Source organism: Paenibacillus sp. J22R3 (genome assembly GCF_056269305.1).
The window spans coordinates 1,690,782-1,715,501 of sequence record NZ_JBWDNS010000001.1; the positions used below are offsets into that span (position 1 = coordinate 1,690,782).

Annotated in this window: 21 protein-coding genes and 3 tRNA genes; 1 reads left to right on the top strand and 23 read right to left on the bottom strand. The window is 50.8% G+C overall.

What is annotated here, in order from left to right:
* The first annotated feature begins 458 nt into the window (after positions 1-458).
* The gene (locus AC0YN4_RS07960; protein WP_475835522.1) at positions 459-599 is read left to right on the top strand and encodes a hypothetical protein; all 141 of its coding nucleotides are present in this window, start codon (positions 459-461) and stop codon (positions 597-599) included.
* A 306-nt stretch (positions 600-905) separates the two neighbouring features.
* Here the strand turns inward: AC0YN4_RS07960 and AC0YN4_RS07965 are convergent.
* The 23 genes from AC0YN4_RS07965 to AC0YN4_RS08075 form a co-directional block, all read right to left on the bottom strand.
* Positions 906-991, bottom strand: a tRNA-Leu gene (locus AC0YN4_RS07965).
* Between the two features lie 18 nt (positions 992-1,009).
* A tRNA-Ile gene (locus tag AC0YN4_RS07970) sits at positions 1,010-1,086 on the bottom strand.
* 21 nt (positions 1,087-1,107) lie between these two features.
* Positions 1,108-1,184 (bottom strand) — tRNA-Met (locus AC0YN4_RS07975).
* Positions 1,185-1,265: 81 nt separating this feature from the next.
* A complete protein-coding gene (locus tag AC0YN4_RS07980) occupies positions 1,266-1,430 on the bottom strand; it encodes a hypothetical protein (RefSeq protein ID WP_177186601.1) in 165 nt (54 codons plus the stop codon).
* A gap of 139 nt (positions 1,431-1,569) precedes the next feature.
* On the bottom strand, positions 1,570-3,111 hold the full coding sequence (locus AC0YN4_RS07985; RefSeq protein ID WP_475835523.1) for an ABC transporter substrate-binding protein: 1,542 nt from the start codon (positions 3,109-3,111) through the stop codon (positions 1,570-1,572).
* Positions 3,112-3,116: 5 nt separating this feature from the next.
* Complete coding sequence (locus AC0YN4_RS07990; protein ID WP_475835524.1) at positions 3,117-4,004, bottom strand: ABC transporter ATP-binding protein; 888 nt, start codon at positions 4,002-4,004, stop codon at positions 3,117-3,119.
* A gap of 6 nt (positions 4,005-4,010) precedes the next feature.
* Positions 4,011-6,935 carry an ABC transporter permease gene (locus tag AC0YN4_RS07995; RefSeq protein ID WP_475835525.1) on the bottom strand — a complete coding sequence of 975 codons (2,925 nt, stop codon included), beginning with the start codon at positions 6,933-6,935 and terminating at the stop codon, positions 4,011-4,013.
* A 3-nt stretch (positions 6,936-6,938) separates the two neighbouring features.
* Positions 6,939-8,021: an efflux RND transporter periplasmic adaptor subunit gene (locus tag AC0YN4_RS08000; RefSeq protein ID WP_475779239.1), complete on the bottom strand. Its 1,083-nt coding sequence runs from the start codon at positions 8,019-8,021 to the stop codon at positions 6,939-6,941.
* Entirely contained in the window at positions 7,987-8,751 is a 765-nt protein-coding gene (locus AC0YN4_RS08005) for an ABC transporter ATP-binding protein (RefSeq protein ID WP_475779238.1), read from the bottom strand. The genes AC0YN4_RS08000 and AC0YN4_RS08005 overlap by 35 nt, the downstream gene beginning before the upstream one ends.
* Before the next feature lie 189 nt (positions 8,752-8,940).
* A complete protein-coding gene (locus AC0YN4_RS08010) occupies positions 8,941-10,056 on the bottom strand; it encodes an ABC transporter permease (RefSeq protein WP_475779237.1) in 1,116 nt (371 codons plus the stop codon).
* A gap of 4 nt (positions 10,057-10,060) precedes the next feature.
* Entirely contained in the window at positions 10,061-11,011 is a 951-nt protein-coding gene (locus AC0YN4_RS08015) for an ABC transporter ATP-binding protein (RefSeq protein ID WP_475835526.1), read from the bottom strand.
* 130 nt (positions 11,012-11,141) lie between these two features.
* Positions 11,142-11,981 carry an ABC transporter permease gene (locus AC0YN4_RS08020; protein ID WP_475779235.1) on the bottom strand — a complete coding sequence of 280 codons (840 nt, stop codon included), beginning with the start codon at positions 11,979-11,981 and terminating at the stop codon, positions 11,142-11,144.
* A complete protein-coding gene (locus tag AC0YN4_RS08025) occupies positions 11,965-12,789 on the bottom strand; it encodes an ABC transporter permease (protein WP_475835527.1) in 825 nt (274 codons plus the stop codon). Before AC0YN4_RS08025 ends, AC0YN4_RS08020 begins: the two co-directional genes overlap by 17 nt.
* Positions 12,790-12,793: 4 nt before the next feature.
* A complete protein-coding gene (locus tag AC0YN4_RS08030; protein ID WP_475779233.1) occupies positions 12,794-13,789 on the bottom strand; it encodes an ABC transporter ATP-binding protein in 996 nt (331 codons plus the stop codon).
* Positions 13,790-14,039: 250 nt separating this feature from the next.
* On the bottom strand, positions 14,040-14,288 hold the full coding sequence (locus tag AC0YN4_RS08035; RefSeq protein ID WP_475779232.1) for a hypothetical protein: 249 nt from the start codon (positions 14,286-14,288) through the stop codon (positions 14,040-14,042).
* A gap of 158 nt (positions 14,289-14,446) precedes the next feature.
* Positions 14,447-15,094, bottom strand: coding sequence for an orotate phosphoribosyltransferase (gene pyrE, locus AC0YN4_RS08040; protein WP_475835528.1), 648 nt, complete (start codon positions 15,092-15,094; stop codon positions 14,447-14,449).
* Positions 15,095-15,826 (bottom strand): orotidine-5'-phosphate decarboxylase, encoded by a 732-nt coding sequence (gene pyrF / locus AC0YN4_RS08045; protein ID WP_475779230.1) that lies wholly within the window; start codon positions 15,824-15,826, stop codon positions 15,095-15,097. It lies immediately after the preceding gene.
* 90 nt (positions 15,827-15,916) lie between these two features.
* Entirely contained in the window at positions 15,917-19,135 is a 3,219-nt protein-coding gene (gene carB, locus AC0YN4_RS08050) for a carbamoyl-phosphate synthase large subunit (protein ID WP_475835529.1), read from the bottom strand.
* Positions 19,122-20,267 (bottom strand): glutamine-hydrolyzing carbamoyl-phosphate synthase small subunit, encoded by a 1,146-nt coding sequence (carA, locus tag AC0YN4_RS08055; protein ID WP_090979756.1) that lies wholly within the window; start codon positions 20,265-20,267, stop codon positions 19,122-19,124. The genes carB and carA overlap by 14 nt, the downstream gene beginning before the upstream one ends.
* A gap of 30 nt (positions 20,268-20,297) precedes the next feature.
* Complete coding sequence (locus tag AC0YN4_RS08060; protein WP_475779228.1) at positions 20,298-21,593, bottom strand: dihydroorotase; 1,296 nt, start codon at positions 21,591-21,593, stop codon at positions 20,298-20,300.
* 31 nt (positions 21,594-21,624) lie between these two features.
* Positions 21,625-22,527 carry an aspartate carbamoyltransferase catalytic subunit gene (locus tag AC0YN4_RS08065; RefSeq protein ID WP_475779227.1) on the bottom strand — a complete coding sequence of 301 codons (903 nt, stop codon included), beginning with the start codon at positions 22,525-22,527 and terminating at the stop codon, positions 21,625-21,627.
* 17 nt (positions 22,528-22,544) lie between these two features.
* A complete protein-coding gene (gene pyrR / locus AC0YN4_RS08070) occupies positions 22,545-23,078 on the bottom strand; it encodes a bifunctional pyr operon transcriptional regulator/uracil phosphoribosyltransferase PyrR (RefSeq protein ID WP_475779226.1) in 534 nt (177 codons plus the stop codon).
* Positions 23,079-23,460: 382 nt separating this feature from the next.
* Entirely contained in the window at positions 23,461-24,696 is a 1,236-nt protein-coding gene (locus tag AC0YN4_RS08075; protein ID WP_475779225.1) for an LL-diaminopimelate aminotransferase, read from the bottom strand.
* Between the last annotated feature and the right edge of the window lie 24 nt (positions 24,697-24,720).

Below are 24,720 nucleotides of genomic sequence, written 5' to 3' on the forward strand. Positions count from 1 at the left end.
TACGATTTTCGGACGAAACATATTGCAGCCCTCTCCTACGCCTCTTTATTTTGATTGGAATCAAGCTAGCAAAAAACGGCTATTCTTTGACGGGCAGCCGTTCCATAAAACACCTCAACAACGAAAAAAGGTTCCAGCTCTCTTCGAGCTGGAACCTTTATATTTCAAAACTTGTGTACAAATATATTAACTTATATTCAAAAAAAATAAAAAATTACAATCTAGTAGAACGATATGGTAATTTCATCTAGGTAGATTGTCGTTGAAAATGTCAAAAGAGTTCATTTTGTAGTTGAATTTTAATAGGCTATAATTTAATATCAAATATGGCTCCCCTATATTCCACGATTTGCTATTTGGTCATGGAAACCATTCGTCATTGATTGTTACTTTTATATGTTTTTAGCACCACCATTGGAGATTTATTTATTACTCAATTTCAATGGAGGACTATGACTATGAAAAAAGCGAATGTAGTGTTTTATAGGAAGTCACACACATCGATGAATGTTGCCAAGGTGGCCCGTTCCTTAGCTAAAACTTTTTTTAATTTAGCTTTTGCGGAAATTATTAAAGCAATCGTTCAACACGTTGTGTAAAGACATCAGCTCTCTTTATTAGGGGGCTGATGTCTTTAATTTGGTTCAATAATTAGTGCTGCCAAAAAAGTCTTTCTCAAGCAACTCCATTGTTGCTGGCGCTGATTTTTTAACTTTCGTGATACGCATAATAAAAATACCTCCCTTGATTATCTGATCTAGTCAGATACTGCAAAGGAGGTATTATAAGCTTTTACGAAAATCCTGTGTGGTAAGTTTAAACGCACAGGATTTGATGTTTTAAGTATACATACAAGCACCCTTAAAAAATAAAAAAACCTTGAATCATCAAGGTTTCTTGTTGGATGCCGAGGACGGGAATCGAACCCGTACGGTGGTCACCCACCGCAGGATTTTAAGTCCTGTGCGTCTGCCAGTTCCGCCACCCCGGCATGTTCATGATTGTGGAATGGTGGGCCCTGAGGGACTCGAACCCCCGACCAATCGGTTATGAGCCGACCGCTCTAACCAACTGAGCTAAGGGCCCTTACGATAATAATCGAAAGGTTGGTTGCGGGGGCAGGATTTGAACCTGCGGCCTTCGGGTTATGAGCCCGACGAGCTACCGAGCTGCTCCACCCCGCGATAACACTCATTCACTACAAATCATTCAATGGCGACAAGAAATAATATACTATATGATGCATGAATAAGTCAAGTATATTTTTATGGCAGAAATCGAACGCCGAATCTTCCTTTGCGCGAACGAAATACTTCGATCTCTTGCGGACATTCATAACCGTATACCCACCAGTCGTTTTCCATCCGTCTAACCAGACATCCGGCTTGAAATTTGGTTTCATACAGACGCCCCCAATATATCCACTTCATGTCACTTACTCCCTTCTTCGCCGTTTCGCTTAGAATGCCCCATTTTCGGAAAAAACAAGCATCGGCTCTGAACGATCCGACAAAGATATAAAAAACCGCATCGACGCAAGATGCGCCAATGCGGTTGCTCCACTATAATTTAGCCTTTACCGCCGTAAACATTAATGCCTACGCCGCCTCCGCCATCAACCGGCTCAAGCGGACCATTCGGATTGTCCTTGATCTTCTGCAGCATGGCATCCCCTTTGGTCTGCCATTCTTTAAGCGCCTCTTCGACGGATTTCTTCTTCTGTATGACTTCCTGGAAGAGTGGCTGTGCAAACTGTTGAACCTGATAGAGGTTCGGCTTCTCGCGGTAGAGCTTCTCAAGCGTGATATCCTGCGGTGGAATCGGTTTAAGGGTGTAGAAGGCCTCGATGTTATAGTTCATGCCGTCCTTCGGCTTCAGGAACGATTTACGTGCTACCATCTCATACGTGCTGCGGGATTTCAGCTTCGCCCATTCCTTGCTGTTGTTGAACTGGATGAAGTCCCAAGCATCGTCGCTGTTCTGTGCATTGGCGCTGATCGCCATTAGATTGTTCAAGTAGATGCTGCCGCCAATACCAGGAGCTTCCTCGAAAGTCGGGATCGTCACGACATCCCAATCCGGGGATGGAATCTTAGGGTTCTTAGTGGCATAATCTTTCGCTCTGGACAGCTCATTCACATAGTCATAGCCGCCGATCATCATGGCGATGCGACCGCTGATGAATAGATCGTTCTGGAACGGGTTAAATGCGACTTCTTTGTCCCTGGCAATGCCACCGCCGCCACCGTTGTTCATATCTTCTTGGGTAGGTACGATTTTCTCTTGGTACAATGCGGCTACTTCACTCCACACTTTGCGCCATTGCGGTGTATCTACGGTCATCTTCTCTGCTTTATTGTCAAACATCTTAAGCTGAAGAGGTGCCGAGTAGGTTTGCGAATCCCAGAACGGGTCTCCGCTCCAACGATTGAACGAGAATCCGAATTTACGCTCTGCCCCTTCGCCCTTCGCTACCTGTTTGGCCTTCGTAAGGATATCTGTCCAAGTCATGCCGTCTGTCGGCGGCGTAACACCGGCATCAGTAAACAACTTCTTATTGTAATAGAGCGCTGAAGCATTGAAGGTCGGCGTAAGCGCATAGAGGCTGCCGCCTCCCGCATCCTTGATACCATCGATAACCGTCGGTACGAAATCCTCGATATCAAATTCACTCTCTTGGATCAGAGGGTCCAGCTGTTTAAGCAGATTGTCTTCTACCAGACGTTTCAAATAAGAAGATTCCAGTACAACAACATCGACAGGGTTCTTGCCGTTGATCATCTCTTTCAGCTTCTCATAGGGGTCTGGCTGCTTCTTGTTCGGATCGGGCTCTTCGAAACGCTGGTCATCATAGTTGATTGCTGCTGCGATTTCGATGTCGATATTCGGATGCGTTAGTTCGTAACCATCCGTGAACTGTTGACGCAGATAAGGTTCATTATCGGAATTGGAATACATAAAGCCGATTCTCAGTACATGACGCTCTGCTTCATTGCCGCTGTCTCCCTTGCTGCATGCTGCAAGACTTGATGCCAGCAGGCCTGCTGTAACCGCCAAAGCAGAAGTCCTCATAATTAGTTTTCCCCGTGAACGTCTTACCTTCTTCTCCATTGGTTCTACCCCTCCAGTGATTTAGGCGGCGAGATAATGATGCGCTCACCGTCAAATTCCATTGATGCTTTATCTGTAATTTGTAAGGCTGTTAAATACGATTTCGGAATTTGAAGTCTGCCTACCCGGTCAACGACGACATATTCTTCATGCATGGCCTCAGCGCCGCCGAGAGTCGAATGGTCGCCTATCTGATCTTTATCGTCCAGATTCGGGTTCCGCTTAATAAATTCGGTACTGGTTAATCCATCCCGAATCGCCACGACACGGTCAACCTTACCGGCTAACGATAAATCATGCGTAACGATAACAATCGTAATGCCGATCTCGCGATTAAGTCTGCGGAAGATATCCATGATGAGATCTGAAGTACGCGTATCGACGGAGCCTGTCGGCTCATCGGCAAGCAGCAGCTTCGGCCGGTTTGACAGCGAAATCGCGATTGCAACCCGCTGCTGTTCACCGCCTGAGAGCTGATGCAGCTTATTGTGCATGCGCTCCTTCAGCCCCACCCACTCCAGCAGCTGCTTCGCATAAGCGCGATCCAGTTTGGAGGACAGCATCATCGGCATCTCCACGTTCTCGAGCGCCGTTAAATACGGGAGCAAATTGCGTGCATTACTCTGCCAGATAAAACCGACGGTATCGCGTTTATAAGAAACGAGCTGCTCATCGGTAATCTTGAGCAAATCCCATGGCCCTACACTCACTTGGCCGGCCGAAGGGCGGTCAAGACCGCCCAGTATATTGAGCAGCGTCGATTTCCCGCTGCCGCTGTTGCCGATAATCGCCATCATTTCACCTTCACGGACGTGAAGGTTCAGCCCTTGCAGTGCAACGACCTCAAGATCATCTGATTTGTAAATTTTAACGAGTCCCTCGCAAGTAATCATGAGGTCTTAACGCTCCTCTCCCATCTTAACGGCTTGATGTACGCGCAATCTGCGGATATGAATGAGTAGAAGCGCTGCACCCATCAGCATCATGCATCCGACCACGATGTAGAGCTGCGTCGTATCCTTGGAATCGAATACGACCCTAAACGGCGGTACAGAGTTCGCGACATTATCGGTCGTCTGCAGGAATGGCAAGAATAGCAAACTTGCAATTTTGCCGATTAGGATACCGAGTCCAATGGACAGTCCCGCTGTAAACACCTGCTCAAGCAGCAGCATACCGGTCAACTGCTTCCTGGAGAGCCCCATCGCGCGAAGAACACCAAACTGTACGATCCGCCCTGATAGATTAAAGAACCAGAACAGAATGTAGCCCGTTAGCGAAACAATGATGGAAACAAGGAAGCCGAGACTTAGGATCCCGAATACGCCGCCGCGTGTCGGATGCTTCGATTGCACAGCAAGCTCAATGCGCACGTCCTGAACATTCGCAAGCTCAATGCCCTCATCCTGCAGCTGCTTCATGATTGGAGCGGTAAGCGCACCTGGTTTCATTTTGAGCCATACATCGTAAGGAATCATCGGAACTTGGTCATAGATATAATCCAGATTCGCGATGATGAACGGTGATGAATCCGGATATTGACTCGGCCAGTACGGTACGATACCGACGACGACGAAGTCAATCATTCCTTCCTGCAAACCGGCAGAGATCGTATCGCCAAGCTTCAGCTGATATTTCTCGGCCACGTTGGAAGGAATAATAGCCGCTTGTTCATAGAGCCCTAAATAATTTAAGTAGTTGAACGGATGCGAAGGATACAGATCGTCACGGAACCAGGCCACCTTGGAGAAATCGACATTGTCGATGCCCATGACGGTTCCTTGTCCGGCCGATCGTCCTGAAACGACGATATTGGCTTTGGTCTGCAGCACGCGCGCCGCCGCCTCTACCCCATCCAGCTTGCGGAACACTTCAAATGGAGGCTCCGAATAGTTGATCCGAGTCGGAACCGTAGAGCCGCCGCCGTTGCCGCCGCCTCCACCATTTCCGCCTCCTCCATTGCCTCCAGCACCATTGCCGCCGGCTCCTTCTCCACCGCCGCTGCCGCCTTGTCCGCCACCGCCACCGCCGGCATCTCCGCCTCCGGTGTCGATCACTTCAGCAGTTCCTTCCCATACCGTCTGCATGACAACATCGGTTCCGAATTTGTAGAGCGTCCGCTCTGTAGAGTTCAGATCGATCGTTCGAGCCGCAGAAGCATTGTAAACTCCTAATCCAAGCGTCAAGATAAGCAATATCATCAGCGGGTAGTATCCCTTCGACGATCTCGACAGCTGAGTCAAAGTTAAGTAGAGCGGCACCGGAAGCACCTTCCGGCCGATCCAATTAAACAGCTTCAGCAGCCATGGGAAGACGCGAAGGAAGAACAAACCCATTGCGAAGATTGCCAACGCCGGAACAAAGAACAGAAAAGGCTGCACGTTCAGCTGATCCGTCGTCATTTTGCTTTTGAACGAAATCATCTGGCGTTCATTGAATAAGTACCAGCCATAAGCTGCGATGCCAAGCAGCAGCACATCGCCATACCATCTCTGCCAAACCGGTTTACGATCAGAGCGCGCGATCTGCTTCTTATAGTCCACAATCGAAGCCCTGGCATAAATAACCGCTGGGATGATGGTCGCCAGAAGGGCAAGAACCACAGAGCCGATACCTGCGATAATCGACTCTGTTCCGAATCCAATCGGAATCGATTTCCGATTGACGAATTCCAGGAATCCATTGGCCGAGCCGATGCTCTTCGCCATAAACCAACCGATTAACGGACCAATGAGGAGAGCGACGATTCCGAGCAGTAATCCTTCCAGCATGTAAATGCCGATGATCTGCCTGGTTCCCGCTCCCCGGCTTCGTAATACAGCGATATCACTGCGCTGTTTATCAAGCGATTGCCGGGCATTCATTGCGATAAAGTAAAACACCATCGCCAGCATCGGTGCAGCCAATGTAAAGAGCAGCAGCTGCAGCTGAAGACTCGACTTGCGGAATTCATTGAGCAGTTTAGCGAATGAGATCTCTACTCTCGTATCCTTCAAACGCTGGTACAGCTCGATGTTCAACCGCTCAAGCGTCTGATTCAGCGGCGACAATTGACTTGTCTTGATATCTTTCAAATCGAATGCATAATACCAGTTAGCCGTATGAACCGGAATCTTCCGATCCTTCATAAGCCCTTTCTGGAAGGCATTCTCGCCGATTTGCAGCGTACTCATCAAGCCTTCAAGCCCTTGATACCAATACGGATCCGTATCGCTAAGCGGCTTAAACGCTCCGACGATCTTAACGCGAAGCGTCAGATTCAAACCGCTGTAGATCGGGTATTCAAACACATCGCCGATATGAATGTCACTGCGGTACATCGCCTCTTCCAGAATGACCGCTTCGATCGTGTCATCGTCACCAACCGTGTCGGTGTACCAACGACCTTGCGTCAGTTCTGTTTTCTTATCGAGGCCGCTCATCGATGTAAGTCCCATCTGACGAACCCGGCTCGCATCGACGGTCGTTGGATCCTCCGGCGTCAGCTCCGCCGTTCGAATGGCTAAGCTTTGTACATAGGTGCCGAAAGGAAATCCAACTTCACTCGGCACATCCTCGCGGATATAACGGGACACCTCGGTCAACGCATTCAAATCCGTCTTACCGGTCGTTTCCTGGTAACGCATCAGAAGCGATCCCGCCGGCAGCCCGCTGCTCTCTTCCATGAGCGATTGTGCCACAACCCGCTTCAGCGCTCCATCCGCGTACATCGGGATACTGGTCGCAAAGGCGACGGCAATGATCAAGCCGGCCAGCGAGCTGAGCGTCATCCATCGCGTGTTCCACATTTTGCGAAGCAGAAAGCGAAATAGCGGCATCCCCATAGCTTATCGACCTACGACTTTCTGCCCCGGTGTCAATCCCTTGAGGATTTCAACTTGCGTTGCCGTTTGCTGCCCTACTTCAACATCCACCTCGCGTTTGCCGTTCTCATCGATGACTTGCACGTAAGTACGAGACCCGATTGAACGTAATGCAGATGGCGGAATGACGATTGCATTTTCTTTGCGGTCCATAATAATGGAGATGGACAGCGGCGTTCCACGCGTCACGCCTGTAGGCATCTTATCCAGCTTCACCGTCAGGAAATCTTCAGGACGCTCTGGTTTATTGCCGCCCGCACCTCCGTTGCCACCGCCGCCTTCGCCACCACCGCCTCCGTCATCCTTCTGAATCGGAAGCTGAGCAATCTTGCCTTTGACCTGTCCGGCACCGTTGATATCAACGACAACCGGCATGCCTACGGAGATGCCTTGCAGCTCATCGGCGGTCATTTTCGCTGCTGCGGTTAACTGTCCTGTATCTGCAACGATACATACCGGATCGTAAGCTTTGATCAAATCGCCTTTCATGACGTTCAACGAAACCACTGTACCGCTGAAAGGCGCTTTCAGAATCGCTTTGTCAATCTCCAGCTGCGATTCTACCAACTTCTGGCGCTTCTCTTCGAAGGTGATCTTCGCAAGCTCGAACTCTACCGGGTCCATCTCGTCTTTCTTGCGCAGCGTTTCTTTCATCTGCAGTTCGTCTCGCGAGAATTGCAGTTTATCCGAGCGCAATTGTTTCTTCATATCGTCCACATCGAGGGAACCGATCACTTGGCCTGCTGTTACTTTCTGGCCGACTTTAATATGAAGTTCCTTCAATCGTTTGCCGTCGAGTGTAAAATACAGCGTTTCTTCCTGAAGCGAAATCAGCTTCCCGATTCCCGTCTTCTTCGATTCGAGCGTAGCAGTCGTTACCTCGTACTCCGGCTTCTTCGAAATTTGCGGCGGCGCTATAGCAGGCAATGATTCTTCGTTATCCTCGTTTGGCAGCAATGAGCATCCGCTCGTGAAAACAAGAGAAGCTCCAAGAACTACAACAGCTGCAGTCTTAAATGAACTTCCCGTCAACCATTTCGTAAACATGATCGGCAACCTCCAGAATCGTGGGATCGTGCGTTGTCATACAAATCGTAACTTGTTCCGTGCGAATGATGGTCTGGAATACCGACATAATTTGTGCGGCCATTTGCGAATCAAGCTCAGCGGTCGGCTCGTCGGCAAGCAGCATACTCGGACGATGTGCGATGGCCTTCGCGATCGCAACACGCTGCTGTTCACCCCCGGATAACTCGAACGGACGGTGATGCATCCTCTTGGCAAGACCGACAAGATCCAAGCAATGCTCAACGCGCTTCTTCCACTCCTGAGACGGAATACCCGCCATACGCAGCGACAGCTCGACATTCTCATAAGCGGATAAGAGCGGCATTAAGGCGTACGCCTGAAAAATAAACCCGATGTGCTTGCGCCTTACCTTCGTGCGTTCATCATCATTCATGCTATGGAAGGGCAAATCCTGAAAGAAAATATGGCCCTTCGTTGGTTGATCGAGCCCGCCGATCATATTGAGCAGCGTGGTTTTACCGGAGCCGGAACGCCCGCGGAGCATCACGAGCTGCCTTGGCCTTAGCTCCATCGCAATCCCTTTCAACACATGAAGCGGCTGTCCGCCAACTTGAAAGGTGCGTTCAACCGACTCTACGGTGAGAAGCGGTTTGGTCTCGATTATTGGTATGTACGGAGCTTCAGTTTCCCTTGTTGCGTCGGATTCTACAGCTTCCTTTGTTGCTTGTTTGCTTCTCCACCATCCCATCGCGGCTGCAGAGACCCCCCTTCCTATTAGAAATCTTTAATCTCAATAACGTTTAGACGGCGCAAGCATTCAAAAAGTTACGCGCTCAGGTACCAATTTCGTTAAATATTTGCTAAAAAAGCTTCTGAGCCGCAAAAACGGACATGATCCGCTTTATGGCGCAGAAGCTCTCTATTTAAGACTAACACATTATGGCTGCTTCCAATTGTAAAATTTCGACCCAATGAGGACTGAAACAAGGCCCCACGCCAGCATAATGCCGATATTCATCCAGAATGCGGCATTCAACATACCCAGATCATACACCATGCTGTCTCGGATTCCGTTAGCGAAATAAGTCAGCGGCATGACGTTCGCGAGCGGTTTAATATAGCTCGGCAATACGTTGATGTCGAAGAAAACGCCGCTGATGAACATCATAATAAAGCTGGTTAAATTCGCCATGCCGAAATAACTTTCCATCGTCTTGCTAAACCCTGCGAGCATAAATCCGATCCCTGCAAAGGACAATGTTCCTACAAGGAAGACGATCAGGAATGCCGGCACGTTCATATTGATATGTGCACCGAAAGCGAGAACGCCGATCAGCGTCAGGAGGACGATCTGAATCCCGCTGAGAATAAATCGAACCGCGATGCCTCCCATTCCGAACAGTCCCATGCTCGCCGGCGTCAGAATCAGTCTCTTAAGCAGGCCGTTGCGGCGCATTTCGACCATCGATACCATTCCGAACAAGCCGGCTTGCGAGATGGCAAGCGCAATTAATCCGGTGAGCAGGAAGTCTGTATACTTCAGCTCTTCGCTGCCTGCGGATACGAAGTCCGTCTTCAGGGTAAAGGCAGGAGCAATACCGGAAGCGGCACTGTTCATCTGCAGAACGATATTGTTCAGAATACTCTGTATCGCCTGTGAGGATGGGGAGTTCTGCTTCTCCTTATTGAGCAGCAGCTCAAGCGAAGAGGCATCTGCCGACTGCGGCAGCACGATCACCGCGTCCACATCACGATCCTTCAGCCACTCCTCCGCCTTCTCGCGGCTTACCGGCGTATCTGACTTATATTCGAACACGTCGATCTGCTTCAAGCCGCTGCGCATATCCTCAGCCAGTGTATTGGAGGAAGGTTCAACGAGCGCGAGCTTCGCCGTGAAGCTGCTACCTGAACTGCCGCCGAAGATCATGATGAAGATGACCAGTAGAAGAACCGGATAGAAAATCGACCAAAACCACACATTCTTATCGCGAAACGTCATTTTGAACTGTGCGCCAAACAGCTTCTGGAATTGCTTCCATCCGTTTCGATTCATGGGCTCAGTCCCTCCATTCTTTGCCGGTGAACGCGATGAAGACGTCCTCCAAGCTCATTTCGCGAATGGATACCTGCTCGACTCCGATGCTCTGCTGGGATGTAAAACCAAACAGTTGATACAGCGTCTCCTCCGGCTGCAGCGACCAAACAACCAGATGATCGCCGCTTCGCTTCACGCGCGTTACGGCCGTGTTGCCCAGTGCAATATGCTCCGCCAGCGAAGCGTGCTCTTCCCCGCCGGTAAACGTGAGATGAATCTCCCGCTCCTTCGTAAGACGGCCGATTAATGCTTTCGGCGTATCCAGCGCTACGATTCGGCCTTGATCCACGATACACACGCGATCGCTCAGCTTATCGGCTTCCTCCATGTAATGCGTCGTAAGGATCGTGGTTTTGCCAATCGCTTTGAGCTTCAGTACGATGTCCCAAATGTTGCGTCTGGCTTGAGGATCCAGCCCTGTCGTCGGTTCATCCAGGAAGATCAGCTCCGGATCGCTAATCATTGCAAGCCCGATAGCCAGCCGCTGTTTCTGACCGCCGGAGAGTGCTTTGACCCTTTTGTTCCGATGATCGGCCATGTTGATATAACTCAATATTTCGTCTGTCGGCCGCCGTCTGTTGTAGAAGGAAGCGAAGGTTTCGAGGTTCTCCTCCACCGTCAGCAAATCGAACAACGCGCTGGTTTGAGGCTGTACGCCGATTGCCATCTTAATCTGAGACTTGTTGGCTGCCCAATTCATGCCCATTACGGTCACCGACCCGCGGTCAGGCTCCTGCAGCCCTTCAATCATTTCAAGCGTCGTCGTTTTGCCTGCCCCGTTAGGTCCGATAATGGTGAAAACCTCACCTTTCTTCACCGAGAAACTAATCCCGTCCACCGCAACCGTTCCTCCGAATGACTTGCGCAGATCCTCTACGGTAAGTACCGTCTCGCCTGCCTCATGCTTTGTCACCAGCCATCATTCCCCTTCCTTCTCGCCGACCTCTCCCTTTACTTTATCATTGGCAAATAAAAGCAAGAACCGCCTGTGGAGGGAATTGGTCTCGGTCCAGGGAAGGAGAACAATGAACGTGAATGATGCCCTATCCTCGCATAGCTATGGCATTGCCTGATGTGTACCGTTTGAGTCCGACCCCGAATATCAACGTACCTGCTGTCAATAATCCGAGCGTCATCGCGATCGCCTGCCAGAAGAAGACCGGATCGAAATCACGCATCAACCCGATCGGCAGGTAGCTGATGAACCCTGCCGGAACAAGTGTAAACAAGAGCAGCTTGGCTGCACCGCGGAAGATCCCGGAAGGATACGTCGAGAGCGCCACGAAGCTATTGAACACTTGGCCTGCTATTCCCTCGGAATTGCCGAAGAAGAACGCGAAGCTGCCGGCTATAATCATGACGCCCATAAAGATCAAGCCGCTTATAAGCAGCCCCAGTCCGAACTGCACCGCGCCAAGCAAGGTATGATTGCCAACCCATGCGTACACGGCCAGCCCGAACAGAAAATCTCCTGCAGCCGTTAGCGACATTCGACTGGCCAATACATGAAGCAGCACAGGCTTCGGCTGAGATAAATACACATCGAGCTGACCGCTGGAGACCACCGTAGCAATGCGATGGAAATTGCCAAATAGCATATTCGCCCAGCCGAATCCCCCTGCCCCAACAGCCCACAGCATCATCACATCCGATAAATTCCATCCGTTCACTACCTGGAACCGATCAAAGAACAGGGTCCAGAAGAACAACCACATGAAATTATTAATAAACATCATCCCCGCGAGCAGGAAGAAGCTCATGCGATACTCCATCGAGGATGCTAGATTGACTTTCCAGCATGTTAGCAGAAACCGCATCATCCCGAGCGGCGTCTGCATGTGGTCTTTCTCATATTCCCGCTCTCGTTTATCCGCCGTTGACATGCAGCTTGGTCACTCCTCTCCGGTACATCATGATCGTGAAACAAGTCAGCACTGCAATCCAAGCTGCCTGAATGGAAATTTGCTGCAGTAAGGAGGCAGATCCATAGTTCACTGCCGTTCTTGCCGGAAAATATAACATCGCCTGGAAAGGCAGCCACGCGCATATGCGCTGCAGCCACTCCGGCATCAGATCAAGCGGCAGCAGCATGCCTCCGACTGTGAATTGCAGCTTATGCAGCACAAATTCCATCCCGCGCGTCTCCTCTACCCAGAAGGCGCACAAAGCAACGATCATGTTCAGCAGAAATGCAATTGTGAGTGCCCCTAGCGTAAGAGACAGAAGGCCTGCCCAGCCAAGGCCAAAATTCGGCGGGCCTACGAACGTCCATGCTATAATGCTGCCAACCGCCAAGTGGATGAAGAATCGGAATACCGCTTCAGATAGATACGCGGCATATTGATAGCCGACATACGAGATGGGCCTGATGAGGCGGATCGCAATATCGCCGCTCTTCACCTCATTCTCGATGGCCGTACATAGGGCTGGCACGCCCATCGTAATCGCCTCAGTGAATACCAAATACCAAATAATCTGCTTCAGCGTATAACCATTAATAACGCGGGTGCTGTCTCCGTCATAGGCAGCACTCCACAGCTGAACGAACACAAACAAGATCAGCAGCAGAAACGACGCCCGCATTATAAAATCCGTCTTATAGGCCATTTGCTGCCGCATCGTGATTTGCGCAACGGCTCCAATCTTCTTGCTTCGTCGTACCCATAAAGGGTCCAAGTTTCGAATGGCCATCGCGCTACCCTCCCGACCCATAGATATGCGTAATGATTTCTTCCATTGGCGGATCCTCGACCGTCATATCGTCCAGCTTGAACCTGCCCATTAACGCACTGACAACGGATTCAATGCCGACTTGCTTCAGGTCCACGGCCAGCTTCAACCGGCGCCCCTCCGATTGGAGGATTTCCATGCCTTGAAGATCGGGAAGCATACCGACAACGTAATGATCGGATAAGGTAAGCGAAATGATTTTGCGGCTGAGCACTTCTCGCTTCAACCGATCAACAGGCGCATCGAGCAAAATCCCGCCATGATGGATAACGACAGCCCGCGAGCAAAGCTCCTCCATATCTCCCGCGTCGTGAGAAGTCAGGAAAACCGTCGTTCCCTCTTCGCGGTTCACTTCCAGGATCAGCTCGCGAATGCGCTGCTTCACTACGACATCAAGCCCTATCGTGGGTTCATCCAGAAACAATAGCTGCGGCCTGTGCAGGAAGGAAACCGCGATCTCGCAGCGCATCCGCTCGCCGAGCGAGAGCTTACGAACAGGAATATTCAAGTAAGGCCCCAGCTCGAAACGCTCAATTAAATCTGCTCGCCTGTCTAGATAGTCGCTTCGGTTCAGCTCATAAACCCGACTGATCAAGTCAAACGTATCGATCGGCGGCAAGTGGTACCACAGCTGCGATTTCTGCCCGAATACAGCGCCAATTCGATAAGCCAGCTTCGTCCTCTCCCGCCATGGCGTTAATCCCAGCACTTGCGCTTCGCCGGAGGTCGGGTGGAGAATCCCCGTCAGCATCTTGATCGTTGTCGATTTACCTGCCCCGTTCGGTCCTAGAAAAGCGACCCGTTCACCTCTGGCAACAGTCAGGTCGATCTGCCTTACGGCCACTCTCTCTTCCCATTGCGGCCGAATGAGCGAGCGGAAGCTTCCCGATAGTCCGGCATCTTTGCGCTTTACGGCAAAGCTCTTGCTTAATCCATGTGTCTGCAACGCTGCTGTCGTCATTGTGCTCTCCCCCTGTCTGCGTACGGTGCTACGGTAAAGCAAAAAAGACCTCCTGCAAGCACCGCCTTATCCTTGTAAGGCGGAACTTGCCGAAGGTCTTTTATCCCTACGGTGTAGCATGACATATCGTCGTTTGCCGGTTTCGCTCGGTTCGCCATGTGCGGATCCCTAGAAACCCTTCCGTTTAATGTAACATATTACCAGCCGTTTCAGAGGTTGGCAAGACATTTTTCCGGAAGCTCGTAAACCGTTATGCAGGATGAAGGAGATCCTCCATCATCGTGATTAAGCGCAGTCTAACTTGCTGCAGTCGTGAGGCAAAAAATTCCATACTATGATCATCACTGCCTTGAGAACGAAGCAGGGCCGTGCTCACCAACCCATAAGCCTCATCCAATTGCGTGATTTCCTCGCTTCTGGTCAAGTTACGATCGTAAATGCGCACACGATAAAGCAAATCCTCTGTTGATCTGAGCAGCCTTTCATACATCGTATTCATAAGTGGCTTCCTCGCAATCTCTTATTTGGTATAAGCTAGTCTATGACGTGTGTAAACTAAATATAACCTGATTAAGAGACGGATGAAACATTTCAGAGCAATTGTAAACAAAAAAAAATAATCCGGAGCAGCTGCTCCGGACCACACATCCCAACCTATTACACGCCAAATGCTTGTGGATTCTCGCGCCACGACTGCAGCACCGCGATATCGCTCTGCTGAACAATCCCTTGCTCAGCTGCAACTTCGATCAGCGCCGAATAGTTCGACAACGTCGCAAGCGGAATGCCTTCCTCTGCGAATGCCGCGATTGCATTCGGGAATTGATAGGTGAAGATGGCTACAACCCCTTGCACCTCGCACCCGGCTTCACGAACGGCAACTGCGGCTTTCAACGAGCTGCCGCCTGTGGAGATCAAATCCTCGATCAAGACAACCTTTTGCCCCGGCTTGAAAGCACCTTCGATCTGATTCGTCTTGCCATGGCCCTTCGCTTTGTCACGTACGTAGAGCATCGGCAGGTTCAGCTTCTGCGCCACCCACGCCGCATGCGGGATGCCGCCTGTTGCGATACCGGCAACTGCTTCGCAATCCGGGAATTGCTCGCGGATAACCGTCGCAAATCCTTCTGCAATCAGGTCGCGAATTTCCGGGTAGGACATCGTAAGGCGGTTATCGCAATAGATCGGAGATTTCATGCCGCTTGTCCATGTAAACGGCTCATTCGGGCGAAGTGCAACGGCGTTAATTTGCAGCAATCCTTTGGCAATCTCGCGTGGTAATTGTTCCAATACAGGTGTAGTCAATCAGATCAGCTCCTCAATAATGGATTCCAATGCAAGCCGCGGGTTCTCGGCAGCTGTAATAGGTCTTCCGATAACCATATAATCGGTACCTTGCTCAATCGCCTCACTAGGCGTCATAATGCGCGATTGGTCATTCAAAGCAGCTCCTGCCGGGCGAATACCCGGCGTAATCGTGCGGAAATCCGCTCCGCAAGCCGCTTTAATCGTTTGTACTTCCTGTGGTGATGCCACAACGCCGCCAAGTCCGGCTTGTTTCGCCAGCTGCGCGTAACGAACGACAGCTTCTTCAACCGAACCGCTGATTCCGATCTCTTCGTTGAGGACTTGTTTGCTTGTGCTTGTCAGCTGTGTTACGGCAATGACAAGAGGCCGAGCCAATGTGGGATCACTCGCAAGCGCCTGCTCCACACCTTCCATCGCTGCTTTCATCATTTCCACGCCGCCTGCTGCATGCACATTAAACACATCGACACCAAGCTTCGTAATGCTGTTCGCCCCGCCTTTGACCGTGTTCGGAATATCATGCATCTTCAAATCCAGGAACACTTTATAGCCGCGTTCCTTAAGTCCAATCACGAAGCTAGGACCTGCCGCATAGAACAGCTGCATACCAACCTTCATGTAGCATGGAATGCCTTCTAAGCTGTTGACCAACGCTTCTGCTGCTGCAGCATCCGGATAATCCAGTGCAACCATAATACGGCCAGCCGCTTCTTCTCTGCTAAGTTTCATCAGTGTCAGCCCCTTCCCTATGTCTATACAGGCATGGCGAAAGCCTGCTTGAAGGCAGGCTTTCGCGGCCAATTACGGCCATTCTATTGGTTATTTCTTTGCAAGTACAGGCATTGGACGCGAGGAGAAGTTAATGGTCTCCAGCATGTTAAGCAGCGCACGAACGGTATCGAGCGATGTCATACATACGACGCCGTTCTCAACCGCTTCGCGGCGAATACGGAACCCATCGCGCTCAGGTGTTTTACCCTTCGTCAAGGTGTTCACTACGAAGTGTGCTTTACCGTCGCGGATCAAATCCAAGATGTTCGGCGAGCCTTCGCTCAGCTTATTCACCGTTTGTACGCGCAGTCCCGCTTCTTCAAGCGCCGTTGCAGTGCCGCCCGTTGCGACGATGTTATAGCCAAGCTCGTAGAAGCCGCGCAGAATTTCAATCGCTTCCGGTTTGTCTTTATCCGCTACCGTAGCAATGATGGAGCCTGTTGGCGGGATACGCATGCCAGCGCCAACCAAACCTTTGTACAGAGCTTTCGCATATTGTTGATCGCGGCCCATAACTTCACCGGTCGATTTCATTTCCGGCGTCAGCGTAGGGTCAACGCGGCGCAGTTTCGCGAAGGAGAAGACAGGTACTTTAACCGATACATAGTCATCTTCAGGCCACAGACCTGTTTCATAACCAAGGTCAGTAAGCTTCTCGCCCAGAATTGCCTTCGTAGCCAGGTTCGCCATCGGAATGTTCGTTACTTTGCTCAGGAACGGAACCGTACGCGAGGAGCGCGGATTTACTTCGATTACATAGACTTCGTCTTGGAAGATAACGAACTGGATGTTAACCAATCCGATAACGTTCAAGCCTTTAGCGATCTTGATCGTGATTTCGACCATTTTCTGCTGCAATTCCGTCGAAATGGATTGCGGCGGATACACCGCGATCGAGTCGCCAGAGTGAACCCCTGCGCGCTCAACATGCTCCATGATCCCCGGGATCAGAACGGTTTCGCCATCACAGATCGCATCAACCTCTGCTTCTTTGCCCAGCATGTAACGGTCGATCAGTACCGGATGCTCCGGATTGATTTTCACCGCCTGTACCATGTACGTGAGAAGCTCTTCGTCGGAATATACGATTTCCATAGCACGTCCGCCTAGGACGTACGAAGGACGAACAAGCACCGGATAACCTAGGCCTTGTGCAGCCTCAACCGCTTCATCCACGGAAATGACTGTTTTGCCTTTCGGTTGCTTGATGTTCAGCTCATTCATGAGCACCTCGAACTTCTTGCGATCCTCAGCAGCATCAATGCTCTCCAGGCTGGAGCCCAAGATGCGAACGCCTGCTTTAGTTAATGGAGCCGCAAGGTTGATCGCCGTCTGACCACCGAATTGAACGATAACGCCAATCGGATTCTCTTGTTCGATGACGTTCATAACATCCTCGTAGAAGAGCGGCTCGAAGTACAGTCGATCGGAAGTGCTGAAATCCGTCGATACGGTTTCCGGGTTGTTGTTGATGATTACCGCTTCGTAGCCGGCTTTCTGAATCGCCCATACCGCATGTACAGTCGAATAATCGAACTCGATACCTTGGCCGATCCGGATCGGGCCTGAGCCAAGAACGAGCACTTTCTGTTTCGTTGTTTCCGTTACTTCATTCTCTACTTCATACGTCGAGTAGTAGTAAGGTGTCGTTGCTTCGAACTCAGCCGCACAAGTATCAACCATTTTGTATACCGGTTTGATGCCTTGCTCAAGGCGATGCTGACGCAACTCCAACTCGTTGATTAATGTTGTATGGTTGCCTTCACGACGGATCTCTGCAATGGAGCGGTCAGAGAAGCCTTTGCGTTTCGCAGCGTACAGCTGATCGTTCGTCAGCACGGATGCACTGCGAAGCTCTGCTTCGAATGCGACGATGCCTTCGATTTTATCAAGGAACCACCAGTCGATTTTCGTTAGATCTTGAATGTCCTGCAGCTTGTAGCCACGGCGGAATGCTTCCGTTACGAGGAACATCCGCTCGTCATCCGGCTTCGCCAGACGAAGGCGCAGCACATCATCTTGCAGCTCATGTGCTTCTTTCAGGTGAATGCGGTGTGTGCCGATTTCCAGGGAACGAACCGCTTTATGAATCGACTCTTCGAAGGTACGGCCGATTGCCATAACTTCGCCTGTCGCTTTCATTTGAGTGCCCAGCTTGCGGTTTGCCGAGATGAATTTATCGAACGGCCAGCGCGGGATTTTGGATACGATGTAATCCAGCGTCGGCTCGAAGCATGCATAGGTTTGACCGGTAACCGGGTTGACGATTTCGTCGAGCGTGTAGCCGATTGCGATCTTGGCAGCCATCTTCGCGATGGGGTAGCCTGTCGCTTTGGACGCAAGCGCCGACGATCGGCTAACGCGCGGATTTACTTCGATCACATAGTATTGGTAGCTGAACGGATCCAATGCGAACTGTACGTTACAGCCGCCTTCGATGTTCAGTGCGCGGATGATCTTCAGCGAAGCCGAACGCAGCATTTGATATTCGCGGTCGGACAACGTTTGGCTTGGCGCTACGACGATGGAATCGCCTGTATGTACGCCCACCGGATCAAAGTTCTCCATGTTACAAACGACGATACAGCTATCGTTCGCATCGCGCATAACCTCATACTCGACTTCTTTCATGCCTGCGATCGATTTCTCGATCAAACATTGGCCGATTGGGCTGTAACGAATACCGGAAGCTACCGTTTCAAGCAGCTCTTCTTCGTTTGCGCAAATACCGCCGCCTGTTCCACCCAGCGTATAGGCCGGACGAACAATGATAGGGTAACCGATTTCGTTTGCGAAATCTACAGCTTCGTTCACCGTTGTTACAATAACGCTCTCAGGTACCGGCTGCTCCAGTTCGCGCATCAGATCGCGGAACAAATCACGGTCTTCCGCTTTCTCGATTGCTGTAAGCTGTGTACCAAGCAATTGAACGTTCTCGCGTTCCAGTACGCCGGCACGCGCCAGTTCAACAGCCATGTTAAGACCGGTTTGGCCGCCAAGTGTCGGCAGCAAACCATCCGGACGTTCTTGACGGATAATTTGAGTGACGAACTCAAGTGTAATCGGCTCGATGTATACCTTATCAGCCATGTTCGTATCCGTCATGATTGTAGCCGGGTTGCTGTTGATCAGAACAACCTCGTAACCTTCTTCTTTAAGCGCTTGGCAAGCTTGTGTGCCAGCATAGTCGAACTCTGCAGCTTGCCCGATGACGATAGGGCCGGAACCGATAACGAGAATTTTCTTCAGCTTATTATTTCTGGGCATATTGCAGCTCTCCTCTCAATGATGCCGCCAATTGTGCTTGACGAGGCTTTTGCGGGTTGTTTCTTTTATGTTCACGAATCATCTCTAGGAATTCATCGAACAGGTAGCTGGAATCGTAAGGTCCCGGTGCAGCTTCCGGATGGTATTGAACCGAGAAGGCAGGGAATTCGTTATGTTTCAAGCCTTCAATGGTCTTGTCATTGTTGTTGATATGCGTAACTTCCAGCTTCGTTCCGGCTACGGAACCCTCTAGAACCGTGTAACCATGATTCTGCGAAGTGATGTAGCAGCGGCTTGTTGCCAGTTCTTTAACCGGATGGTTACCACCGCGGTGACCGAACTTTAGCTTATCCGTATCGGCGCCGCAAGCAAGTGCGAACAATTGATGGCCAAGGCAGATCCCGAAGATCGGGTATTCGCCAAGCAGCTCTTGAATCATCGTAACCGCATGCGGTACATCCTTCGGATCCCCAGGGCCGTTCGACAATTGGATGCCGTCCGGGTTCAGGCGACGGATTTGCTCTGCTGTTGTATCGTGAGGAACCACGACTACATCACAACCGCGCTTCGTAAGTTCGCGGAGGATACCGCTCTTCGCGCCGTAGTCGACCAGTACGATACGCTCGCGCTCGCCTGGGCTGGAGAAGATGCTCTTCGTCGATGTACGAGCTACTTGATCGCGCATCAGCGGTGTCAGGGACAGACGCTCGGCAAGCTCTTCAATACGCTCATTGCCTGTTGTCAGCATCCCTTTCATTGTGCCGTAGTGGCGCAGCTTACGAGTCAGCATCCGTGTATCGATGTCGCTGATTCCGATGATGCCGTATTCCTTAAGCAAACGATCAAGCGTGTATTCCGCTCTCCAGTTGCTTGGTACCGGTTCATGGCGGCGAACGACGAAGCCGTGAATGTAGGGGCGTACCGCCTCGAAATCATCGCGCGTAATGCCGTAGTTCCCGATCAAAGGATAGGTCATCGTTACGATCTGTCCGCAGTAGGACGGATCGGAAAGCACCTCTTGGTAACCTGTAATCCCTGTATTAAAAACAACCTCGCCGGCGGATTGCCCCTCAGCGCCAAAGCCGAGTCCTGTAAACAGCGTGCCGTCTTCTAACAACAATCTTGCTTGCATCCGTATCACTCCTAGTTATCAAGTTGCTTACTATTCTTGCTGCTCTGTCCAAACGATATTTCCGTCTACGATGGTGACTACCGGCCAGCCGGACAACTTCCAGCCGCCAAATGGTGTATTTCTGCCCTTCGATGCGAAGCTCTCTGGGTTAACCTCACGCTCATTCTCGATATCAACAATGGTCAGATCAGCAGGTGCGCCTGCTTCCAGAACACCGCTGCGAAGTCCGAAGACGCGCGCCGGGTCCGATGTCATTCGTTTAAGCAGGAAGCCTAGCGACCATTTGCCTGTCTTGACGAATTTCGTATACATAAGCGGGAATGCCGTTTCGAAACCGACGATGCCGAAAGGCGCCAGCATCATGCCGCGTGCCTTCTCTTCCGCACTGTGCGGCGCGTGGTCCGTAACGATCATGTCCAGCGTGCCATCCTCAAGCCCTTCGATAACCGCTTGTACGTCGCGCGGTGTGCGCAGCGGAGGATTCATTTTCCAATTGGCATCCATGCTTGGGATATCCTCATCGGAGAGAATCAAGTGATGCGGACAAACCTCGGCGGTAACTTTAATGCCGATTTGCTTAGCCATTCTGATTAAGCGAACCGATTGCTCCGTGCTTACGTGACACACATGATAGTGAACCCCTGTAGCTTCTGCCAGCAAAATGTCGCGTCCTACATGAATCGCTTCGGATTCATTCGGAATTCCTTTAAGACCGTTCGCCGCTGCGAACTTGCCTTCCGTTACCGCTGCTCCGACAACTAGCGAATCATCTTCGCAGTGTGCGATAACCGGCATGTTCATTGAAGCAGCCAGGTTCATCGCATCTTTCATCATTTGTGCGTTCTGTACGCCGACACCGTCATCGGTAAACCCGATCGCGCCTGCTTCTTTGAGTGCTGCGAAGTCTGTCAGCTCGCGGCCAAGTTCATTCTTCGTAATGGCTGCATAAGGCAGCACGTTAACGATTCCTGCGCTCTTAGCCTTATCCAGTATGTAGCGCACTGTCTCCGGCGTGTCCGTTACGGGACGCGTGTTTGGCATACATGCGATTGTTGTGAAACCGCCTCTTGCCGCGGAGCGCGTACCGCTTGCGATATCCTCTTTATATTCGAAGCCCGGCTCGCGCAGATGGACATGCATGTCGATAAAACCTGCGGAGATAAGCTTTCCTTGCGCATCAATAATGTCGTGGCCGGTAGTATCCGGCTCACCGGAAGCCGCATCGGCAATCGCAGCGATCAGTCCATTCTCAATTCGAACGTGCTTTCGTGCTGTCTCACCTGTCTGTTCGTCCCAAACGAGTCCGTTTAAAATCCATATTGCCATGATCGTTTTCTCCTTTCGGCTTCCACAGTTATTATGCTAGTGCTCGTTCGATGACCGCCATCCGAATCGGTACGCCATTGGCCATTTGCGGGAAGATGCGTGATTGCGGATGTTCAACCAGTGCATCGTCGATTTCAACGTCGCGATTGATTGGTGCAGGGTGCATGATGATGGCGTGCGGCGCTAATGTCGCTGCTCGTTCTTCCGTCAATCCGAATTGCTCGCGGTATGATTCTGCTGAGCTTATTATGCCGCTCTCATGACGTTCCAACTGCACGCGCAGCATCATGACGACATCGGAGCGAAGCGCTTCTTCTATCGAAACATACGGGGCGTCAAGCTCTGCTGCCTTCATCGAATCGGGAGCGCAGAAGCGGACATTGACGCCAAACTTCTGCAAAGCGTACAAATTGGAGCGCGCAACCCGGCTGTGCTGAATATCTCCGACGATCGAAACCGTTAACCCTTTCAGCTCGCCGAACTGTTTGCGCATCGTATATAGGTCGAGCAGCGCCTGTGTCGGATGCTCGTTGTTTCCATCGCCTGCGTTGATTAGAGGCACTTTAATTTTCTGTGCCAGTTCGGCCAGAACGCCGATTGGCTTAAGACGGATGACGCCTGCGTCGATTCCCATGGATTCAAGCGTGCGCACCGTATCGTAAATCGATTCGCCCTTCTGCACGCTCGAGACCGCGGCGGAGAAGTTTAGCACTTCCGTACCGAGTCGTTTCTCGGCAACCTCGAAGGAAAATCTCGTTCTTGTGCTGTTCTCAAAAAACATATTGGCTACAAACTTGCCTTGCTGAACCTGTTCGACTTTGTTCGAGCTTGCCTCCCAGTAAGCGGCGCGGTCCAAGATGGAGCTGATTTCTTCTTTACTCAGTTCTTTAAGTCCCAGCAAGCTTCTCTGCTTGACTAATGTTGCGGTTGTCATGATTAAAGCCTACCCCCTTAATGGATAATCGTCACTTGATCGTTCTCGTCGACTTCCTGGAGAAAAACCTCGATTTGCTCCTGTTTAGAGGTCGGTACGTTCTTCCCTACATAATCCGGTCTGATCGGCAGCTCGCGATGCCCTCGATCAACCAGCACGGCGAGCTGTATCGATTGCGGTCTGCCCATATCCATCAACGCATCCATAGCTGCTCGGATGGTTCTGCCTGTGTAGAGAACATCATCGAAGAGGATGACTCGTTTATTCTTCACACTCACGGACGTCGCATTACCTTGTGCTGCTCCTGAACTGCCTGCTTCGCGGTCATCGCGGTACAAGGTGATATCGAGCTCTTGTACTTCGACCGGAAGTCCTTCAATTTCATGAATCCGTTCCGCGATACGTTGTGCCAAATAGATGCCGCGCGTTCGAATGCCTACGAGTACACAATTGTCGATTCCTTTGTTCTTTTCGACAATTTCATGGGCAATTCGAGTCAGCGCGCGGCGTATTGCCGTCTCATCCATAATGACTCGATGCTGCTCATCCATGCGCTTCTTCCGCCTCCTTGAGTCCATGCCATCAACAACTATCACACAAAAAAACTCCTTGCGGGTGCGCAAGGAGTTTCACGTTCATTAGACTCGCATCTCAGCCGTTAGACAAGCTACACTTGCGCACACAGCGCCAGTGGGAAGTTGTCCTGCTATAAGATGCGAATAAACGATTCACGTTACCTTGCCAGCCTCTCTGGACTGAGTTAAAGGTACATTTTTTTTATCTTTAGAATTATCCCACGTTCGACAAAAGCTGTCAAGGTTCTTTTGCACAGATGCCGGATTTATATACGATGGTATGTATATTAGTATGTATATTGCTCCATAAAGAAAAAACTTACGCCCCGTCCGAAGACGCTGCGTAAGTTTTCTTCTACTATAGGCTAAGCTTTGTAATCCGCTCTACCGCTTTCTCCGTATTCTCGCGGCTGCCAAACGCTGTCAGGCGGAAGTAGCCTTGACCGCTTTGACCGAAGCCGACACCCGGCGTACCCACGATATTCGCTTCAGACAGAAGCTTATCGAAGAATGCCCATGAGTCAAGACCGTTCGGAGTCTTAAGCCAGATGTAAGGTGCGTTAACGCCGCCAAACACTTCTAGACCAAGCGACGCAAGACCATCGCGGATAATGCCCGCATTCGTCATGTAATAATCGATGATCGTACCGATTTGCTCTTTGCCTTCCGGTGTGTAGATCGCAGCAGCACCACGTTGAGTCACGTAAGATACGCCATTGAACTTCGTTGTATGACGGCGATTCCACAGATCATTTACAAGTACCACATTACCGTCCGCATCCTTCGCTTTCAGCTCGCGCGGAACAACTGTGTATGCGCAACGAACGCCTGTGAATCCGGCTGTCTTCGAGAAGCTGCGGAATTCAATTGCTACTTCTTTAGCGCCTTCGATTTCATAGATACTGCGTGGAACATCAGCTTCTTGAATGAATGCCTCGTAGGCCGAATCGTACAAGATGATGCAGTTGTTCGCTTTCGCGAAGTCAACCCAGCGCTTCAGCTCTTCCTTCGACAGGGTCATACCTGTCGGGTTGTTCGGGTAGCACAAGTAAATCAGATCAACTTTCCGCTCCGGCAGGCTTGGCGTGAAGTTGTTAGACGCATCGCACTTCAGATAGACGATGTTCTCGTATTGGTTCGTTTCTTTGTTGAACTTGCCGGAACGGCCAGCCATAACATTCGTGTCCACGTATACAGGGTATACCGGATCTTGAACCGCGATAACAGCATCTTGACTGAAGATCTCTTGAATGTTGCCCACGTCACACTTCGAACCGTCGCTGACGAATACTTCATTCGTCGCGATGTCGATGCCGCGCGCTTTATAGTCATTGTTAATGATATCGTTAATGAGGAAGTCGTAGCCTTGCTCCGGGCCATAGCCGCGGAATGAACCCGGATTCGCCAGCTCATCAACAGCAGCGTGCATCGCTTTCGTTACCGCATCCGGGAGACCACGTGTTACGTCGCCGATACCAAGGCTGATAATTTGAGCGTTCGGATTGTTTTGAATAAATGTAGTACGGCGCTTTGCAATTTCAGAGAACAGGTAGCTCCCTTGCAGCTGCGTATAGTTGTGATTGATTTGAGTCATCGATCCATCTCACCTTTCATTGTC

Excerpts from the sequence above, each read along its gene's own strand:
- AC0YN4_RS07960 (WP_475835522.1), top strand. The coding sequence starts at position 459 with ATGAAAAAAGCGAATGTAGTGTTTTATAGGAAGTCACACACATCGATG.
- AC0YN4_RS07980 (WP_177186601.1), bottom strand. The coding sequence starts at position 1,430 with ATGAAGTGGATATATTGGGGGCGTCTGTATGAAACCAAATTTCAAGCC.
- AC0YN4_RS07985 (WP_475835523.1), bottom strand. The coding sequence starts at position 3,111 with ATGGAGAAGAAGGTAAGACGTTCACGGGGAAAACTAATTATGAGGACT.
- AC0YN4_RS07990 (WP_475835524.1), bottom strand. The coding sequence starts at position 4,004 with ATGATTACTTGCGAGGGACTCGTTAAAATTTACAAATCAGATGATCTT.
- AC0YN4_RS07995 (WP_475835525.1), bottom strand. The coding sequence starts at position 6,935 with ATGGGGATGCCGCTATTTCGCTTTCTGCTTCGCAAAATGTGGAACACG.
- AC0YN4_RS08000 (WP_475779239.1), bottom strand. The coding sequence starts at position 8,021 with ATGTTTACGAAATGGTTGACGGGAAGTTCATTTAAGACTGCAGCTGTT.
- AC0YN4_RS08005 (WP_475779238.1), bottom strand. The coding sequence starts at position 8,751 with ATGGGATGGTGGAGAAGCAAACAAGCAACAAAGGAAGCTGTAGAATCC.
- AC0YN4_RS08010 (WP_475779237.1), bottom strand. The coding sequence starts at position 10,056 with ATGAATCGAAACGGATGGAAGCAATTCCAGAAGCTGTTTGGCGCACAG.
- AC0YN4_RS08020 (WP_475779235.1), bottom strand. The coding sequence starts at position 11,981 with ATGTCAACGGCGGATAAACGAGAGCGGGAATATGAGAAAGACCACATG.
- AC0YN4_RS08025 (WP_475835527.1), bottom strand. The coding sequence starts at position 12,789 with ATGGCCATTCGAAACTTGGACCCTTTATGGGTACGACGAAGCAAGAAG.
- AC0YN4_RS08030 (WP_475779233.1), bottom strand. The coding sequence starts at position 13,789 with ATGACGACAGCAGCGTTGCAGACACATGGATTAAGCAAGAGCTTTGCC.
- AC0YN4_RS08035 (WP_475779232.1), bottom strand. The coding sequence starts at position 14,288 with ATGAATACGATGTATGAAAGGCTGCTCAGATCAACAGAGGATTTGCTT.
- pyrF (WP_475779230.1), bottom strand. The coding sequence starts at position 15,826 with ATGAAACTTAGCAGAGAAGAAGCGGCTGGCCGTATTATGGTTGCACTG.
- carB (WP_475835529.1), bottom strand. The coding sequence starts at position 19,135 with ATGCCCAGAAATAATAAGCTGAAGAAAATTCTCGTTATCGGTTCCGGC.
- carA (WP_090979756.1), bottom strand. The coding sequence starts at position 20,267 with ATGCAAGCAAGATTGTTGTTAGAAGACGGCACGCTGTTTACAGGACTC.
- AC0YN4_RS08060 (WP_475779228.1), bottom strand. The coding sequence starts at position 21,593 with ATGGCAATATGGATTTTAAACGGACTCGTTTGGGACGAACAGACAGGT.
- AC0YN4_RS08065 (WP_475779227.1), bottom strand. The coding sequence starts at position 22,527 with ATGACAACCGCAACATTAGTCAAGCAGAGAAGCTTGCTGGGACTTAAA.
- pyrR (WP_475779226.1), bottom strand. The coding sequence starts at position 23,078 with ATGGATGAGCAGCATCGAGTCATTATGGATGAGACGGCAATACGCCGC.
- AC0YN4_RS08075 (WP_475779225.1), bottom strand. The coding sequence starts at position 24,696 with ATGACTCAAATCAATCACAACTATACGCAGCTGCAAGGGAGCTACCTG.